The sequence below is a fragment of the Xylophilus rhododendri genome, from assembly GCF_009906855.1.
In the GTDB taxonomy this organism is placed as follows: Bacteria; Pseudomonadota; Gammaproteobacteria; order Burkholderiales; family Burkholderiaceae_C; genus Xylophilus; species Xylophilus rhododendri.
In genome coordinates, this window is record NZ_CP047650.1 from 1,310,894 (window position 1) to 1,327,174 (window position 16,281).

12 protein-coding genes and 1 pseudogene are annotated in these 16,281 nt (G+C 69.6%); 3 read left to right on the top strand and 10 right to left on the bottom strand.

Going from position 1 to position 16,281, the window contains the following annotated elements; translation table 11 throughout:
* Positions 1-27: 27 nt before the first annotated feature.
* A complete protein-coding gene (locus tag GT347_RS05870; protein WP_160551075.1) occupies positions 28-258 on the bottom strand; it encodes a hypothetical protein in 231 nt (76 codons plus the stop codon).
* 12 nt (positions 259-270) lie between these two features.
* The gene (locus GT347_RS05875) at positions 271-417 is read right to left on the bottom strand and encodes a hypothetical protein (protein WP_160551076.1); all 147 of its coding nucleotides are present in this window, start codon (positions 415-417) and stop codon (positions 271-273) included.
* A 347-nt stretch (positions 418-764) separates the two neighbouring features.
* Between GT347_RS05875 and GT347_RS05880 the strand changes: the two genes are divergently transcribed.
* Together GT347_RS05880 and GT347_RS05885 are read left to right on the top strand one after the other, a co-directional pair.
* Complete coding sequence (locus tag GT347_RS05880; protein WP_160551077.1) at positions 765-1,226, top strand: hypothetical protein; 462 nt, start codon at positions 765-767, stop codon at positions 1,224-1,226.
* 48 nt (positions 1,227-1,274) lie between these two features.
* A complete protein-coding gene (locus GT347_RS05885; RefSeq protein WP_407704139.1) occupies positions 1,275-3,386 on the top strand; it encodes a molybdopterin-containing oxidoreductase family protein in 2,112 nt (703 codons plus the stop codon).
* Here GT347_RS05885 and GT347_RS05890 read toward each other — a convergent pair.
* The 4 genes and pseudogenes from GT347_RS05890 to GT347_RS05905 form a co-directional block, all read right to left on the bottom strand.
* Positions 3,355-3,738, bottom strand: a complete 384-nt coding sequence (locus GT347_RS05890; protein WP_160551079.1) for a YgiW/YdeI family stress tolerance OB fold protein — start codon at positions 3,736-3,738, stop codon at positions 3,355-3,357. The genes GT347_RS05885 and GT347_RS05890 overlap by 32 nt on opposite strands.
* 85 nt (positions 3,739-3,823) lie before the next feature.
* Positions 3,824-5,227, bottom strand: a complete 1,404-nt coding sequence (locus GT347_RS05895) for an ATP-binding protein (protein ID WP_160551080.1) — start codon at positions 5,225-5,227, stop codon at positions 3,824-3,826.
* Positions 5,224-5,889, bottom strand: coding sequence for a response regulator transcription factor (locus tag GT347_RS05900; protein WP_160551081.1), 666 nt, complete (start codon positions 5,887-5,889; stop codon positions 5,224-5,226). The genes GT347_RS05895 and GT347_RS05900 overlap by 4 nt, the downstream gene beginning before the upstream one ends.
* A 64-nt stretch (positions 5,890-5,953) precedes the next feature.
* Positions 5,954-8,370: pseudogene (locus GT347_RS05905) on the bottom strand (catalase).
* Positions 8,371-8,539: 169 nt separating this feature from the next.
* Here GT347_RS05905 and GT347_RS05910 point away from each other — a divergent pair.
* On the top strand, positions 8,540-9,772 hold the full coding sequence (locus tag GT347_RS05910) for an MFS transporter (RefSeq protein ID WP_229722726.1): 1,233 nt from the start codon (positions 8,540-8,542) through the stop codon (positions 9,770-9,772).
* Positions 9,773-9,785: 13 nt separating this feature from the next.
* Here GT347_RS05910 and GT347_RS05915 read toward each other — a convergent pair whose 3' ends face one another.
* The 4 genes from GT347_RS05915 to GT347_RS05930 form a co-directional block, all read right to left on the bottom strand.
* Entirely contained in the window at positions 9,786-10,973 is a 1,188-nt protein-coding gene (locus tag GT347_RS05915) for a CaiB/BaiF CoA transferase family protein (protein ID WP_160551082.1), read from the bottom strand.
* A gap of 2 nt (positions 10,974-10,975) precedes the next feature.
* A complete protein-coding gene (locus tag GT347_RS05920; protein WP_229722728.1) occupies positions 10,976-11,623 on the bottom strand; it encodes a carboxymuconolactone decarboxylase family protein in 648 nt (215 codons plus the stop codon).
* 103 nt (positions 11,624-11,726) lie between these two features.
* Positions 11,727-15,437, bottom strand: coding sequence for a pilus assembly protein (locus GT347_RS05925; protein WP_160551083.1), 3,711 nt, complete (start codon positions 15,435-15,437; stop codon positions 11,727-11,729).
* Entirely contained in the window at positions 15,434-16,078 is a 645-nt protein-coding gene (locus GT347_RS05930) for a pilus assembly PilX family protein (protein WP_160551084.1), read from the bottom strand. Before GT347_RS05930 ends, GT347_RS05925 begins: the two co-directional genes overlap by 4 nt.
* Positions 16,079-16,281: the final 203 nt, after the last annotated feature.

Genomic DNA, 16,281 nt, shown 5'->3' on the forward strand with positions numbered 1-16,281 from the left:
GCTCGGCGGCCGGCCGGCCCAAGGCACTCAGTGCTCGAGAATCTCCGGCGAAAGGGCGTCTCCAACCTGCACCGCCTCCGCATCCACCGCGACCAGCGCCAGCACCCCGGCCTCCAGCGCGGCCTCGTAGCTGCAGAAGCTGCCGACGCCGCTGCCGCTGTGCAGCTCGAACATCTGCGGATGCAGGCCCCGCGCATGCACTTCCCAGCCGAAGCCGCCATGGCCATCGGTGACGACGCAGAGTGCATGAAGCCGCATGGTCGCCTCCGCTCAGATCAGGTGGATGGAATGCAGCACCCAGCCCGCCAGCGAGGGGCGGCGCATCGACTGGTCCAGCACACGGGCCGCGCCGTCCAGCGCCACGGTGGCGATGGCGGCGAGGTGGGAGCTGGTGGCGGTGGCGATGAGTGCTGACATACCGCCATGGTGGCCCGCGACCGGCTCCGGCGGCCGCAGTGCGTTTCCCTACAAGGCGACAGGCAAACGACCCCTGCCGCGTCATAGCCCGCCGCATGCCGCGTGGGCCGGACGAGTGCCCTCGGGGCGGTGTCCGCCTGCATGGCGTAGGAGCCTCCCTACCCGCCGCTGACCATTCGCGCATGAGAAGGGGGATTTCCAGACCGCAATTTGCAGCAATGCCGGGGGGAATGACAAACGTCATGGTCATGGTTCCCTCTGGGGACTTGCTGGAACATTTTTTGCCGGCGCATACCACCCTCAGCCGGCCGTGACTCCATGGCCGGGAGCGGCAGGAGACACACAGCATGCCCATGAAGCTGCTTTGCATCGGGCCTTACCGCGTGCACACGCTGGGACAAGAAGGCCTTGCCCGTTCGCCATGGCATTCCCAGGATCTGCGCCAGCTGCTTCGCGATGCGCTGGAGTCCCACCGGCCGATGGAGCTGCCGCCGCCCTGGGAGGGCCTGCAGGCCCGCGTCACCGGGCATGACATCGGGCTGTCGGTGCGGGTGTCGATGGAAGCCGCATCGCCCGAGGTCCGCGACCGCTTCATGTGGCGGGTATTGACGGCGCTGGTGCCCGAGCAGCGCCTGCGCGACGACCCCGAGCCCGCCGAACGCCGCTGGTGCGCCTGGATCTGGCATGGCGGCGACATGAAGGCCGACGCCCTTGACCGCCTGCAGATCGAGGCCTTCGTGCATGCCATCTCCAAGGCCTGGATCGAACAGATGGCCTCGACGGTGCAGGCGCATCACCTGCTGCACTGAGCGCGGCGGGCTGCGGCATGGCGGGCGATGCAAGACAATCACGCAGCCATGTCCAGCCCAGCCCCCACCCCCTCCTCCTCCTCTTCTTCCTCCGACACGGGCGAGCAACGGCGCGTGACCGGTGCCTGTCCGCACGACTGCCCCGACACCTGCGCCCTGCTCACCACGGTGCAGGACGGGGTGGCGGTCAAGCTGCAGGGCAACCCCGCGCATGCCCACACCGGCGGCGTGCTCTGCACCAAGGTCTCGCGCTACCTGGAGCGCCACAACCATCCCGAGCGGCTGACGCAGCCGCTGCGGCGGGTGGGCGCCAAGGGCGAAGGGCGGTTCGAGCCGGTGTCCTGGGACGAGGCGCTCGACGACATCGCCGCGCGCCTGAAGGCGATCGCCGAGCCGCAAGCCATCCTGCCCTACAGCTACGCCGGCACCATGGGCCTGGTGCAGGGCGAATCGATGGACCGGCGTTTCTTCCACAAGCTCGGCGCCTCGCTGCTGGACCGCACCATCTGCTCGTCGGCCGGCGGCGAAGGGCTGGCGCAGACCTATGGCGGCAAGGTGGGCATGCGGGTGGAGTTCTTCGCCGAGGCGAAACTGATCCTGATCTGGGGCAGCAACTCCATCGGCAGCAACCTGCATTTCTGGCGCCATGTGCAGACGGCCCGGCGCGCCGGCGCCCGCATCGTCTGCATCGATCCGCGCCGCACCGAGACGGCCGAGAAGTGCGACGAGCACCTGGCCCTGCTGCCCGGCACCGACGCCGCCCTGGCCTTCGCTTTGATGCACGAGCTGATCGTGCACGGCTGGCTGGACACTGACTACATCGAGCGCCACACCCTGGGCTGGGACGGCCTGCGCGAGCGGGCCCTGCAGTGGCCGCCGTCCCGCGCGGCGCAGGTCTGCGGCCTGCCCGAGGCGCAGATCGTGGCGCTGGCGCGGGACTACGGCACGACGCAGCCGGCCGCCATCCGGCTGAACTACGGCGTGCAGCGCGCCCGCGGCGGCGGCAACGCAGTGCGCGCCATCGCCTGCCTGCCGGCGCTGACCGGCGCCTGGCGGCATCGGGCCGGCGGCCTGCTGCTCAGCGCCTCCAGCTTCTTTCCGGTCGACCGCGCCGCGCTGCAGCGGCCGGACCTGTTGGCCGGCCGGCAGCCGCGCACCGTCAACATGAGTTCGATCGGCGATGCCCTGACCGGCGACGCGCAGGCGCTGTCGGGCGGCCCGGCGGTGCAGGCGGTGGTCGTCTACAACAGCAACCCGCTGGCGGTGGCGCCCGATTCGGCCAAGGTGGCGGCCGGCTTCGCACGCACCGACCTGTTCACCGTGGTGCTGGAGCAGTTCCAGACCGACACGGCCGACCATGCCGACTACCTGCTGCCGGCCACCATGCAGCTGGAGCATTGGGACATCCACACCAGCTACGGCCATACCGACGTGCTGCTGAACCGGCCGGCGGTGGCGCCGCCCGCCGAGGTGCGCAGCAATGCCTGGGTGTTTCGCGAGCTGGCGCGCCGCATGGGCTTCACCGAGCCCTGCTTCGCCGATGACGACGAGGCCTTGTGCCGGACCGCCTTCCGCGCCGATGCGCTGGACCACGAACAGCTCTGGGACCGCGGCTTCACCTCGCTGCGCCTGGCCGAGGCGCCCTTCGCCGAGGGCGGGTTCCCGACCGCCTCGGGGCGCTGCGAATTCCACAGCGCACGCCTGCAGGCGGTGGGACAGGACCCATTGCCGGCCTACCTGCCCAACTACGAGCCGGCGGGAGCCGATCGGGACTTCCCGCTGGCCATGATTTCACCGCCCGCGCGCAACTTCCTGAACTCCAGCTTCGTCAACGTGCGCAGCCTGCGCGCCATGGAGGGCGCGCCGGTGCTGGAGATGCACGCGGCCGATGCGCAGACCCGCGGCATCGCCTCGGGCGATCTGGTGCGGGTCTTCAATGCGCGCGGAGAACACCGCTGCCACGCCGAGGTCTCGTCCCGCGCCCGCCCCGGCGTGGTCAACGGCCTGGGCATCTGGTGGCGCAAGTTCAGCCCCGACGGCACCAATGTGAACCAGCTGACCAGCCAGCGCCTGACCGACATGGGCCGGGGCCCGACCTTCTACGACTGCGCCGTGCAGGTGGCGGCCGTCAGGACGCCAGGCGCAGGTTCTTCACCTTGAACTTGAGCTGGCCCCATTCCTTCTCGACCTCGCCGCTGATCTCCACCCACTGGTCCGCGCCCAGCATCACGCCGTCGGGAAAGCGCCTGGGCGAGATCTCCACCGTCATGCGGCCGGTGTCGTCGGCGAAGGTGTAGTGCTTGCCCTGTTCGTGCGAAACGATTCGGCCCTTCAAGCGGGCGGGCTGCTCGTCCTTGCCGCTGTCCTGGAGCTGGCGCACCGTCAGCAGTGCCGCGCCGCCGGGGCCGACATAGGTCCCCGGTGCCGCCGCCACGGCGGCCTGGCCCTCGGCGTGCGAGCCGCTGGCGATCATCAGGGCGGCGAGCGCGCAGGCAAAAATGGTGAGCTTCATGGCGTTCTTCCTTTCGTCGATGGAGCCGGGGTTCCGGCATGGGCTCCATTGCAAACGCCAAAGCTGAAGGTTTTCTGATGTCCGTTCAGGCCAGCGGAAAGTCGAGCACCACGCCCAGCCCGCGGCCGCCCAGGCCGCCCTCGAATGACAGCCGCGCCTCGTGCAGCGCCGCGATGCGCGCCACGATGGACAGGCCCAGCCCATGCCCCGTGCGGCCGCTGCCCAGCACCCGGAAGAAACGCTCGCCCAGGCGCGCCCGGTCGGCCGCGCCCACGCCGGGTCCGCCATCGCGCACGGCGATGCGGCAGCGCCCGGCCAGCGCCTGAACCTCCACGCTCACCGGCCCCTCGGCAGGCCCGTAGCGCAGGGCGTTGTCGATCAGGTTGCGCAAGGCGGTGCGCAACAGCTCGGGCTGGGCCGGCAGCGTGGCCACGCGGCAGTCCAGGCGCAGATCGATCTCGCGCTCCTTGCGGAACTCCGCGCGCAGCGAACCCAGCAGGGCCGGCAGATCCACCGGCTGGCGGGGCAGCGAGGCCGGGTTCTCCGGATCCAGGCGCGCCAGCGCCAGCAGGCTCTCGACCAGCCCGGTGCAGCGGTCCACCTCGTCGCGCAGCGACTGCAGGGTGACGGCATCCGCCTGCGGCTGCGCGCTCGCTGGCAGCGCCGCCTGCTGCCGCTGCATCAGCTGGATGCGCATGCGCAGGGCGGCCAGCGGCGTGCGCAGCTCGTGCGCCGCATCGGCGGTGAAACGCCGCTCCGACTGCAGCGCCCGCGACAGGCGGCCCAGCACCAGGTTGAGCGCCTCCACGATCGGCAGCAGTTCACGCGGCACCTGCCCGGTCGGCACGGGCGTCAGGTCATCGACCGACTTGGCGCCTATGCGCCCGGCGGTCTGCTCGATCGGCTGCAGCAGCCGGCGGATGATCCACCAGCAAAATCCTGCCAGCAGCAGCAGCAGGGCCAGCGCCGGCCACGCCAGCGCCTCGGCCACGTCGGTCAGCAGCGACAGGCGCTTCTTCCAGGGCTGGCCCACCTGCACCTGGAAATCCTGGCCCTTGGCACGCGCCAGATAGACCCGCCAGGCCTGGCCATCCACCCACACGTCGCGGAAGTCTCCACGCTCGTCCAGCGCATCGGAAAAGGGCCGCGACGGCGCCTGCGCGGCACGGCGCAGGATGTTGCCGCGGCCATCCACGATCTGGTAGTACAGGCGCAGCTTGGCCGGCTCACGCTCCTCGGCCGCATCGGCCGCCGGCGCATGGCCGTGCTGCTGCAGGCTGGCGCCCAGCACCAGGGTCAGGCGGGCGGTTTCCTTCAGGGCGTCATCGAAGACATCGCTGGTCTCGTGCCAGGCGACATACACCACCACCCCCAGGCTCACCGACCACACCAGCACGCTCGCCCCCAGGATGGAGGCGATCAGGCGGCGCCGCAGCGAATACGCATGGGCCGGCCGCTGCCACGGCCAGCGCGGGAGCCACGCCCTCATGCCGGCGCCAGCCCGTAGCCGTGGTGGCGCACGGTGGTGATGAAGCCGCTGCCCAGCTTCTTGCGCAGGTTGGAGATGTGCACCTCGATCGCGTTGCTCTCCACCTCCTCGCCCCAGCCGTACAGCGCCTCTTCCAGCTGCGCGCGGCTGAGCACCTGGCGGCTGCGCCGCATCAGCGCTTCCAGCACCGCGAATTCACGGGCGGTGAGGCTGACCGGCAGGCCTTCGCGGGTGACGCGTTTGGCGCCCGGGTCCAGCTCGACCGTGCCGTGGCGCAGCGTGGCCGGCATCGCCTGGGCTGCCGATCCGCGCCGGATGGCGGCGCGGATGCGGGCCGACAGCTCCTCCAGGTCGAAGGGCTTGACCAGGTAATCGTCCGCCCCCAGGTCCAGGCCCTCGATGCGGTCGCGCACGCCGTCGCGCGCGGTGATGAAAAGCACCGGCAAGGCGGCGCTGCGGGCACGCAGTGCCGCCAGTACTTGGTCGCCGGCCATGCCGGGCAGGCCGCGGTCCAGCACCAGGCATTGGTAGTCATGGGTGCGCAGCGCCGTGTCGACCAGGTCGCCGCGCTCCAGCCAGTCGACCGCATAGCCGTCCAGGCGCAGCCAGGATTCGATGGTGCGGCCCAGGCTGCCATCGTCTTCGACGAGGAGTATTCGCATGGCCCAAAGCGTAAACGATGCGCCGCGGCGGGCGCGGCGCATCGTTTGCTTCGGTACCGCGGATTCAGACCTTCGGCGGATCGGTCTCCCGCACCGGATGCCGGTGCGCCGCCATGGCCTCGATGAAGTCGGCGATGGCCTGCGTGGCCCCCGCCGCATCGCCCAGCACCAGCCCCGGGTCGGCGCTGCCGTCGGCCAGGGTCAGCGGCACATCGGCCTTGAGCAGCAGGGCCTGCGAGGCGCCCAGGGCCAGGATGGTCTTGCCGTGGCGGTACTGGTCGCGGATGAACTCCAGCGCATGCGCATCCTGCAGCAGCGCCTCGGCGCCGGAGCCGTCGGGCAGCGCCAGGGCGTCGAAGAGGAAGCCGGGGCTGTTCTCGGTGGTGGCGTCGGCCATCAGCTTCTGGCCGTCGTCGCCCACGATCGCGCCCAGGCGCGGCGCCACGAAGCGGCCGATGGCGCCGGCGGCGAACAGCTGCGCCTGCAGGGCCTGCAGCGGCGCGACCTGCACGCCGGGGGCCACCAGGATGGCCACCTTGCGGCTGCGGATGCCGCCCTCGCCCGGACGGGCCAGCAGCGAAAGGGCGGGCGACTTGCTCACCTCCGGCGTGGCCGGCTCCGCCAGGGCCAGCGGCAGGGGCGAAGGCATCTCCATGCCCAGGTCGGCGGCCAGCTGCCCGGCCAGGTCGCCCGAGACATGGGCAAGGCCGGCCACCACCCGTTCGCGGATCGCGGGAGTCTGCACCTTGGAGAGTTCGAAGCGGAAGGCGGCCAGGATGTGGGCCTGCTCCACCGGCGTCTGGCTTTCGTAGAAGAGCCGGGCCTGGGTGTAGTGGTCGGCGAACTTCTCGGGCTTGGCCCGCACCTTGTCGCTGGCCTCCTTCGCGTCCATGCGGGCGGCCACGCTGACGAAGCCCTGGGCCGCGCCGGCCTGATAGGGGCGCCGCCGGCCAGCGAGTTGGGCTCGTAGCTCACCCGGCCGCGGTGGATGGCCTGGCGGTGCATGCCGTCGCGCTGGTTGTTGTGCACCTGGGCGATGGGCGCGTTGATCGGCAGCTCGTGGAAGTTGGGGCCGCCCAGGCGGCTGATCTGGGTGTCCACATAGGAGTGGATGCGGCCGGCCAGCAGCGGATCGTTGCTGAAGTCGATGCCGGGCACCACATGGGCCACGCAAAAGGCGACCTGTTCGGTCTCGGCGAAGAAGTTGTCCGGGTTGCGGTCCAGCACCATGCGGCCGACGATCTGCACCGGCACCAGCTCTTCCGGGATGATCTTGGTGGCATCGAGGATGTCGAAGCTGAAGGCCTCGGCCTGGGCCTCGGTGAAGATCTGCAGGCCGAGTTCCCACTCGGGGTATTCGCCGCAGTCGATGGCTTCCCACAGGTCGCGGCGGTGGAAGTCCGGATCGGCACCCGAGATCTTGACGGCCTCGTCCCACACCAGCGAATGGGTGCCCAGCTTGGGCTGCCAGTGGAACTTCACGAACACCGACTCGCCCGCTTCATTGACCAGCCGGTAGGTGTGCACGCCGAAGCCCTGCATCATCCGGTAGCTGCGCGGGATGGCCCGGTCGCTCATGGCCCACATCATCATGTGGGTGGATTCGGGCATCAGCGAGATGAAGTCCCAGAAGGTGTCGTGGGCCGAGGCCGCCTGCGGCATGCCGTGGTGGGGCTCGGGCTTGACGGCGTGGATCAGGTCGGGGAACTTCATCGCGTCCTGGATGAAGAAGACCGGCATGTTGTTGCCGACCAGGTCCCAGTTGCCTTCGTCGGTATAGAACTTGACGGCGAAGCCGCGCACGTCGCGCGCCGTGTCCTTGGAGCCGCGCTCGCCGGCCACGGTGGAGAAACGCACGAAGACCGGGGTGATCTTGCCCTTCTGCTGGAAGGGCGCGGCCTTGGTGTATTGCGTTATCGGCTCGTAGGCCTCGAAGAAGCCGTGGGCGGCCGAGCCTCGCGCATGCACGATGCGTTCGGGGATGCGTTCGTGGTCGAAGTGGGTGATCTTCTCGCGCAGGATGAAGTCTTCCAGCAGCGCCGGGCCGCGCACGCCGGCCTTGAGCGAGTTCTGGTTGTCGGCGATCTTCACGCCCTGGTTGGTGGTGAGCACCTGGCCGGAAGAATCGACCCGCACCCGGTCCAGCGAAGCGATGGTGGCGTTGGTGCCGGGCTGGGCCGCGCCGCCGGTCTTGTCGTTGGTGTTGGCTTCCGACAGGCTGCTGGCACCCGGCAGGGTCGAGGGCGGCTCGACCGTCTGGCCGGCCGGCGGCTGCTGCGCGCCCAGGGCGCCGTGTTCGGCCGCCTTGCCGGCGTTGTAGGGCATGCCGGCGGCCAGGGCCTGGGTGTCGGCGCTGCGACGGGCGGCGGGGTCGCCGGCCACGGCTGCTGCTGGCGCGGGCTGGGCCGGGCCGCTGTCGGTGTTGCGGGCGGCCGAGCGGGCGGCGACTGCGTCGGCGGTCGGGGTCTTGGAAGCTGCCATGGATGTTGCCGTTCTGTGGTGTGGAGGTGGGGATCCGGCAAGTTAGGTGGAGGGCCGGCCGCATCCTGTAGGCCGGATCCCATGACCGTCGTCGTCGAAGCCTGCGGCGATGCGACCCATCGCCAGATGGCAGTCCGGCAAGGCCGATGTCGCCGGACAATGGCGGGTCATGCCCTGTACGCCCGCGCCAGCCGCTTCCCCCGATTCCGCTTCCGAACACTGGCGCCGCAACCTCGCGGTCTGCATGTTCGGCTCCTTCACCACCATCGTGGCGATGACGCTGCTGCTGCCCTTCCTGCCGCTGTATGTGGAGCAGCTGGGCGTGAAGGAGCACGCAGCCATCGTGCAGTGGTCCGGCGTGGCCTACGGCGCCACCTTCTTCAGCGCGGCGCTGGTGGCGCCGCTTTGGGGCCGGCTGGCCGACCGCTACGGGCGCAAGCTGATGCTGATCCGCGCCAGCCTGGGCATGGCGGTGGCGATGGCGCTGATCGGCCTGGCGCAGGACGTGTGGCAGCTGGTGGCGCTGCGGCTGCTGGCCGGGCTGCTGGGCGGCTACGCCTCCGGCTCGATGGTGCTGGTGGCCACGCAGACACCCAAGGACCGCTCCGGCTGGGCGCTGGGCACCATGTCATCGGCCATCATGGCGGGCAATCTGGTGGGGCCCTTGCTCGGCGGCGCGCTGCCGCCGCTGATCGGCATACGCGCCACCTTCTTCGGCGCAGGCGCGGTCATCTTCGTGGCCTTTCTCGCGACCTGGTTCCTGGTGCGCGAGGAGCGCCGGCCGCCACCCACGGCCGGTGCGGCCAGGCCGCGCGGCGGCTGGGCGGGCGTGCCGGACAAACGCCCCATCCTGGCCATGCTGTTCACCGGCATGCTGCTGATGCTGGCCAATATGTCGATCGAGCCGATCATCACCGTGTACGTGGCGCAGCTGGTGGCCGATCCGGCCCAGGTCACGCGGACCGCCGGCTTCGTGATGTCGGCCGCCGCGCTGGGCAGCATCCTGTCGGCCGCGCGCCTGGGCCGGCTGGCCGACCGCATCGGGCATTGGAACGTGATCGTCGGCTGCCTGGCGGTGTCGGCGGTGCTGCTGGTGCCGCAGGCCTTCGTCACCGCCGGCTGGCAGCTGGTGCTGCTGCGTTTTTTGATGGGGCTGTCGCTGGGCGGGCTGCTGCCCTGCATCGCGGCGGTGATCCGCCACAGCGCGCCGGAAAGGGTGGCCGGCAGCATGCTGGGCTACTCGATCTCGGCGCAGTACACCGGCCAGGTCGCCGGGCCGGTGCTGGGCGGTTTCGTGGGCGGGCATTTCGGCATGCGCACCGTGTTCTTCGCCACCTGCGTGCTGATGGCGGCGGGGGCGGCCTGGAACTGGTGGGCGCAGCGGGCGGTGCGGCCGCGCTGAGGCCGTACCGCTTTCAGTCGCCGATGACGTTTCTCTCGCGCAGCCGTTCGATCTCGCCGGCCTCGTAGCCCAGCCCGGCGAGCAGCTCCCGCGTGTGTTCGCCCACCGCGGGCGGCTGCAGGCGGATCTCCGGCTGCGTGCCGTCCATGGTGAAGGGCAGCAGCGGCGCCTTCGACATGCTGCCGTCGTTCATGCGGATCGGCGCCAGCCCGCCGGTGGCCTGCAGGTGCGGGTCGTCGAACAGCTCTTCCGGGCGGGTGATCGGCGCGAAGGGCAGGCCCCGTTCCTCGAACACCGCCGCCAGTTCGTCCGCGCCACGGTCGGCCAGGTGCGCACGCAGCCGGGGCATCAGCCAGTCGCGCGCCAATACCCGGTCGTTGTTGCTGGCCAGGCGCGGGTCGGCGGCCAGATCCGGCAGCCCGAAGGCCTCGCAGAAGACGGCCCACTGCTTGTCGCTGACCACCGCCAGGAAGATCTGCTGGCCGCCGCGCACGGTGAACACGTCGTAGATCGCCCAGGCCGAGATGCGGCTGGGCATGGGCGCGGCCGGCGCTCCGGTGGCGGCGAACTGCATCATGTGCTGGGCCATCAGGAAGACGTTGTTCTCGAAGAGCGAGGACTGCACCTCCATGCCCTCCCCCGTCTTCTCGCGCCGGGCCAGCGCGGCCATGGCGCCGATGGCGCCGAACATGCCGCCCATGATGTCGTTGACGCTGCTGCCGGCGCGCAGCGGATCGCCCGGCCGGCCGGTCATGTAGGCCAGTCCGCCCATCATCTGCACCACCTCGTCGAGCGCGGTGCGGTGTTCGTAGGGGCCGGGCAGGAAGCCCTTGAGGCTCACGTGGATCAGGCCGGGGTTGAGCGTCTTCAGCGCGGCGGGGCCCAGGCCCAGCTTGTCCATCACGCCGGGCTTGAAGTTCTCGCTGACGATGTCGGCGCTGGCGACCAGGCGCAGCGCGGCCTCCAGGCCCTCGGGCTGCTTGAGGTCGAGCACGATGCTCTTCTTGTTGCGGTTGAAGACCGGGAAGAAGCCCGACCCCGCGCCCAGCAGCCCGCGGGTGCTGTCGCCACCCGGCGGCTCGACCTTGATGACCTCGGCGCCCAGGTCGCCCAGGATCATTCCGCAGGTCGGGCCCATGACCATGTGGCTGAATTCGACGACGCGGATGCCGGCGTAGGGCAGGCGGTCGGTTTCAGTCATGGCTATCTCGGCAAGGTCGGAATCTGCTGCGGCGTGTTCGCCGGCAGCGGAGTCTGCGCGACGTTGAGGATGGCCGCCAGCGTGGAGTAGTAACCGTCGAGCCCGACCAGGTCGATCACGCCGCGCTCGCCGAACTTCTGCACCACCCGCTGGTAGTTGACATCGCTCACGCTGCGGTTGCGGTGCAGTTCGTCGATGAAGTCGTAGATCATTTCCTCGTCGGCCGCCATGCCGGTGGGCCGGCGGCCTTCGGCCACGGCCTTGGCGATCTCGGGCTTCAGGCCGGCCTTGAGTGCCAGCTTCTCGTGGGCGAACCATTCGTACTGGTTGCTCCAGTGGCGCGAGGTGAGCAGGATCACGAATTCGCTGATGCGCGGCTCCAGCGCGCTCTCATAGCGCAGGTAGGCGCCGGCGCGCTGCAGGCGGTTGAGGAACTCGGGGCTGCGCAGCAGCGGCACCCAGGGCCCGGCACCCACGCTGCGCGGGGCGGCGCCGGCCGGCGCGCCCTGAGTGAGCTGGGCGACGGCGCTCTTCTGCGCCTCGGTCATCGCCTCGACCGGAATCGGCGGCATGCGGTCGGCCGCCAGCGCGGCGGCCGTGCCGGCCAGCAGGAGGCCGGCGCAGGCCAGGGAGCGGATCGGGAGCTTCATGGGGGTTCTTCGTGCGATGGAATCCCACAATCTTAGTCACCGAATGTGTGACATGTCATCCAGACAAGCAGAAAGAGGCTGACCGGCCCCTGACCGCCAGCGTTCACTGGCTGTCCGTCAGCCGCCGCCAGGAAATGCGGCGCAGACCGCTGGCGCTGGTGGCGGTGGGCACGGTGGTGCTGGCGACCGAGCCGTCCGATGCCTTGGTGACGGCCACGACGGTGCGGCTGATGGTGCTGGCCAGGGTGGCGCTGCTCGACAGCCCGGAGGACGACAGCAGCACGCCCGCGTTGGAGGCGCCGGACACCTTCAGGCCATTGGCGAAGTTGAGGTAGTTGAGATAACTCGTGCCGCCCACGCTGCAGGCGCCGGTGGTGCTCGGCAGGTTGGAGACGAAGGCCAGCGTGCCCAGCTGCAGGGTGGGATCGGTGTCGATGCGCTCGCCTGCGTAGGGCAGGTCGGCGTACCAGCCGTTCATGGTCGCCAGGCTCCAGGAGTAGCTGACCGAGCTGCTCGCCGCGCGGGTGCCGCTGCTGTCGGTGAGGATCTGCCGCACGAAACAGGCGGTGGCGGTGGACGCGGTGGAGCAGGCGTTGGCCCGCGGGCTGCCGTAGAGGCCGGTGCTGAGCGAGGAGGTGGTGAGCGGGTCCTTGATCGCGTAGATCGTCTGCTGCTGGGTGGTGGAGATATCGCTCACGCCCAGGTAGGCGCCGGTGCCGACGAAGACCATGTGCACGCCGCTGGCGAGGCCCAGCTCGGGCCGCGAGGTGACCGGCTGGCGGGTGCCCGAGGCATCGGCCAGCGTCGCCAGCAGCTGCACGGTGGCGGTGCCGCCGCTGGCCGTCAGCGCGCTGATGTCGAAGCGCCAGAGGTTGCCGAAGAGGTCGCCGCCGTAGACCTGGGTGGCCGTGTTGTTGTAGGCGCTGTCGACCCAGGCGCTGATCTTGGACAAGCCGCTCGGGCAGGGTGCCACGCTGCAGCCGGCCACCGTGCCGCCGCTGCTGGTGGTGCCCACGCCCGTGTCGATCTTCTTGATGACCGCGCCGGTCGCCGCGTTGAGCACCCACAGGATGCCGTGGCCGGTGCCGGGCGAGACGTTGTTGTAGCCCGAGGTCAGCAGCACGACCCAGGTGCCGTCGGAGAGTTTGGTGACGACGGGCTTGCCGTAGGAATAGCCCAGGTCCTGGTCCACCACATAGGGCGATGCCTTGGTGGTGTCCGAGGTGAACTCCCACAGCAGCGTGGGCGAGGAAGGCGTGGTCACGTCCAGGGCGTAGAAGCCGCGCCCTCCCCCGCCCAGGCCGCCGACCAGGATGGTGCGCCAGGCACTCGATGCATAGACATCGGCCTGCACCAGGTTGCCGTCCACCAGGAACTGGTGGGTGGCGGCGTAGTTCTTATCGGCCAGCCGGTAGAGCGAGGGCAGCAGCATCGAGGGGATGTAGGCCCAGCTCTCGGCACCGGTGTCGGCCTTGAAGGCATGCAGCATGCCGTCGTTCGCGCCCACGTAGACCATGGCCTGGCGGGCGGACTGGGCCGATTTGAAATCGGTGTAGCCGCTGTCCGAATAACTGAAGGACGGCGTCTGCACATACACCGGCTGCGAATTGGCGATGTCGCCCAGCACATGGGTGCGCGGGAAGTAGTACCTGGTGCTGGCGGCGCCTTCGTTGCTGCGGTCGCCGCGCAGGTAGTTGACCAGGTTGATGCCGCCCGCGCCGGTGGTGGTGCCGGCGGTGCTGCTGTCGGTCTGCGAGGCCGCGGCCAGGCAGTTGGTGCCGGTGGTGCAGAACTGCGAGAGGCCGGAGATGGCCGACATCTGGAAATAAGCCTTGTTGGTGCTCGACAGCGATGCCCACTGGAAGGGCAGCAGCGCATTGCTGGTGGCCGGGTCGTAGGTGTAGATGGCACGGGCGGTGTAGGCCAGGTTGTCCAGCAGCGGCGTGGTCGCCAGGCTGCCGGTGGCATCCACGCAGTCGCTGCCGGCGCCGGACTCGGCCCAGCTGGGCGTGCTGCCCACCGCGCCGGTGGTGGCGTCGATGCTGTAGCGCGCCAGGTCGCCGAACCACTTGGCCGAACAGAAGCGGGTGCCGAACACATAGCTGGCGGAGCCGGCGCTGAGGTTCTGGGTGGACAGCGTGGCGGCGGCGGAGCTGCTGCTGGCGGCATCCACGTTGTTGAGGAAGTCGGTCAGGCCCGACTTGAGTTCCGACGCGTTGGTGGCGCTGTAGTAGGTGCCGCGGCCGTTGACGGCGGCGTGCCAGAGATCGTCGATGGTGGTCTGGCTGTCGCTCACCGGCTTGGGCCAGTTGCAGCTGCCCGAGCTCTGCCAGCTGCACACGCCGCTGGCCAGGGTGGCGCTGCTGGCGGCGGTGCCCTTGGAGACGTCGTAGTAGTCGCCGCTGGTGGCCGAGGCATAGCCGCTCTGGTACTGCATGTAGCCCGAGGCGCCCAGGCCCACCGTGTAGGTGTTCATGCGCTGCTGCTTGTTGGCGTAGGCATTGCTCGACACATCCACGCCGCTGGCATTGGTGGTGTTGGAGAAGGTGGAGGAGCGCAGGTCGGTGGCGTAGAAATACTCGGCCACGTCGGCCAGGGTGTTGGCCGTGGCATTGCCGTCGAGGTAGGGGCGGGCTTCGCTGCCGTCCTGGTCGCCGATGCTGCTGCCGTTGATCTGGGTGGGCGTGCTGCTCTCGTTCCAGTAGCCGTCGGTCGAGAGGATGGTGTAGTTGCGCTGGCAGGCGTACTGGATCGGATCGGTGGCGCTCTGGTTGTTGACCGTGCTCAGCTTGCCCGCGTAGTAGCGGCCGGCGGTGGACAGGGCCACCCGCAGCGGCGTGGAGTTGTTGGGATTGGCCTTGAACAGCTTGGCATACCAGGCCGCCTTCTGGCCGGCGCTGCCGGTGGTGATGTCGGCCACGTTGAGGAAGTCGCTGCCGGTGCTGTTGTTGATGCTCATATAGCCCAGCCGGTAGCTGGTGGTGAGCACGTTGAAGGCCAGCGAGATCGAGGTCTTCGTCATCTGCATGCGCGTCTGGTAGTAGGCGTACCAGTTGGCGAAGTTGGTCATCTCCTCGGCATAGGTGCAGCTGGTGCCGGCGCAGTCGGTGCGGGTGGCGGCCTTGGCCGTCGTGCCGGGGTAGTTGTAGCTGCTGGTGGACGAGGTGATGCTGACCTTGGTCTGGCTGCCCGGCACCGAGGTGCTGCGGCCCGGGAACCGCGGATAGGTGTAGGTGCTGCCGCCGCTGGGCGCGGTCTCGATGCGGGTGGCCTGGCAGGAGGTGAGGCCCGAGGTGGAGCACCAGCGCAGATAGGCCGGATACGGGTAGGCGGTGCTGGCCGCTGTCTGCGTGGCGCAGGTCCGCAGGTTGGTCGAGCTGCAGTACTCGCCCGGCGTGAAGTAGTAGTAATAGGCGTTGTTCACCAGCGAGCTGCTGGAGGAGGACTGCACGCCGTAACCGTCGGCCGGCACGCTCTTCCAGGCCGAGGTGTTGGCCGCAGTCATGCTCGAATAACTGGTGCCCGCGTAGTTGACCGGCGGCGTGTAGGTGACCGCCGGGTCGTAGTACAGGCCGTTGAAGCGGCTGTTGTAGAGCAGGTAGGCGTTGGTGGAGCTGTAGTCGTTGGCCCAGTCCGGCAGGTAGCTGTAGTCCATGCTGCCGGAGTCGTCCAGCACGAAGAGGATGTTGGGCTTGACCAGGGTGGCGGTGGAGGTCTCCAGCGGCGAGGAGGCCAGGTCGGTGGCCGCCGGCAGCGCGATGGCCGGCAGCAGCAGGCCCAGCACGGGAACGGCCAGGAAACGGACGGGATTCATAGAGCCACCATGGTCTGCTGATAGGAGGTGGTGCCGCGCGGCCCGGCCACTTTCACCGTGATGCGGTAGTAGGTCGGGCTGGTGCAGCTGATGTTGCCGGCGCCGGCATTGCTGTCGAGCGTCATGCTGCTGCCGCAGGCGGTGGAGGCCGGCGCGGTGGAGCAGCCGATGGCGCTGCTGGCATCGCCCGTGCCGGCGCACATGCGCTGGACGAGATAGGAGGCGGTGTTGCCCGCCGCATCGGCGGCTTGCGCGACCGGCGTGGCGCCGGCCGAGACCAGGGCATCCCACACATCGCCCCAGCTCTGGGTGCTGCTCGGGTCGGTGCGGCTGGCCAGATAGCCGCGCGCCTTCTGGTCGCAGGCCATCACGGTGGCGCCGACGGTGGCGGCGCAAGTCGTCGCGGTGCTGGAACTGGCCTGGCCCGAGTTGTTCTCGATCCAGACGATGGCCGCCTCCGTGCCGGCATCCGAAGCGGTGACGGCCGCCTGCTCGTAAGCCAGGTTGCCGCTGACCAGCGTCACGGTGGAGACGGTGCGCATCAGCGCGACGGCGGCCAGCGACATGATGACCAGCGCGACCAGGGCGACGATGAGCACGAAGCCCCGCTGCCCGGGTCGCCGGGCACGACGAGCGTTCATGAAGAGGCGCTCAGCGCAGGGCGAAAAGGATGCGGCGGGCTGGAACGGAGCGGGAAGGCAGGCAGGGCATGGGCGCTAGGCAACGACAGGGATGGTCGAGTCTGGCCAGGCTGCATGCCGGTTTGTTTGGCTGCGGGTATCGCGCTGGAAAAGGCTTGTATGCGTCACGATGGACGGCGATAGCCGCCAGCAAGAATTCCCTC

Coding starts and splice junctions, on each gene's coding strand:
- GT347_RS05870 (WP_160551075.1), bottom strand. CDS start 258: ATGCGGCTTCATGCACTCTGCGTCGTCACCGATGGCCATGGCGGCTTC.
- GT347_RS05875 (WP_160551076.1), bottom strand. CDS start 417: ATGTCAGCACTCATCGCCACCGCCACCAGCTCCCACCTCGCCGCCATC.
- GT347_RS05880 (WP_160551077.1), top strand. CDS start 765: ATGCCCATGAAGCTGCTTTGCATCGGGCCTTACCGCGTGCACACGCTG.
- GT347_RS05885 (WP_407704139.1), top strand. CDS start 1,275: ATGTCCAGCCCAGCCCCCACCCCCTCCTCCTCCTCTTCTTCCTCCGAC.
- GT347_RS05890 (WP_160551079.1), bottom strand. CDS start 3,738: ATGAAGCTCACCATTTTTGCCTGCGCGCTCGCCGCCCTGATGATCGCC.
- GT347_RS05895 (WP_160551080.1), bottom strand. CDS start 5,227: ATGAGGGCGTGGCTCCCGCGCTGGCCGTGGCAGCGGCCGGCCCATGCG.
- GT347_RS05900 (WP_160551081.1), bottom strand. CDS start 5,889: ATGCGAATACTCCTCGTCGAAGACGATGGCAGCCTGGGCCGCACCATC.
- GT347_RS05910 (WP_229722726.1), top strand. CDS start 8,540: ATGCCCTGTACGCCCGCGCCAGCCGCTTCCCCCGATTCCGCTTCCGAA.
- GT347_RS05915 (WP_160551082.1), bottom strand. CDS start 10,973: ATGACTGAAACCGACCGCCTGCCCTACGCCGGCATCCGCGTCGTCGAA.
- GT347_RS05920 (WP_229722728.1), bottom strand. CDS start 11,623: ATGAAGCTCCCGATCCGCTCCCTGGCCTGCGCCGGCCTCCTGCTGGCC.
- GT347_RS05925 (WP_160551083.1), bottom strand. CDS start 15,437: ATGAATCCCGTCCGTTTCCTGGCCGTTCCCGTGCTGGGCCTGCTGCTG.
- GT347_RS05930 (WP_160551084.1), bottom strand. CDS start 16,078: ATGAACGCTCGTCGTGCCCGGCGACCCGGGCAGCGGGGCTTCGTGCTC.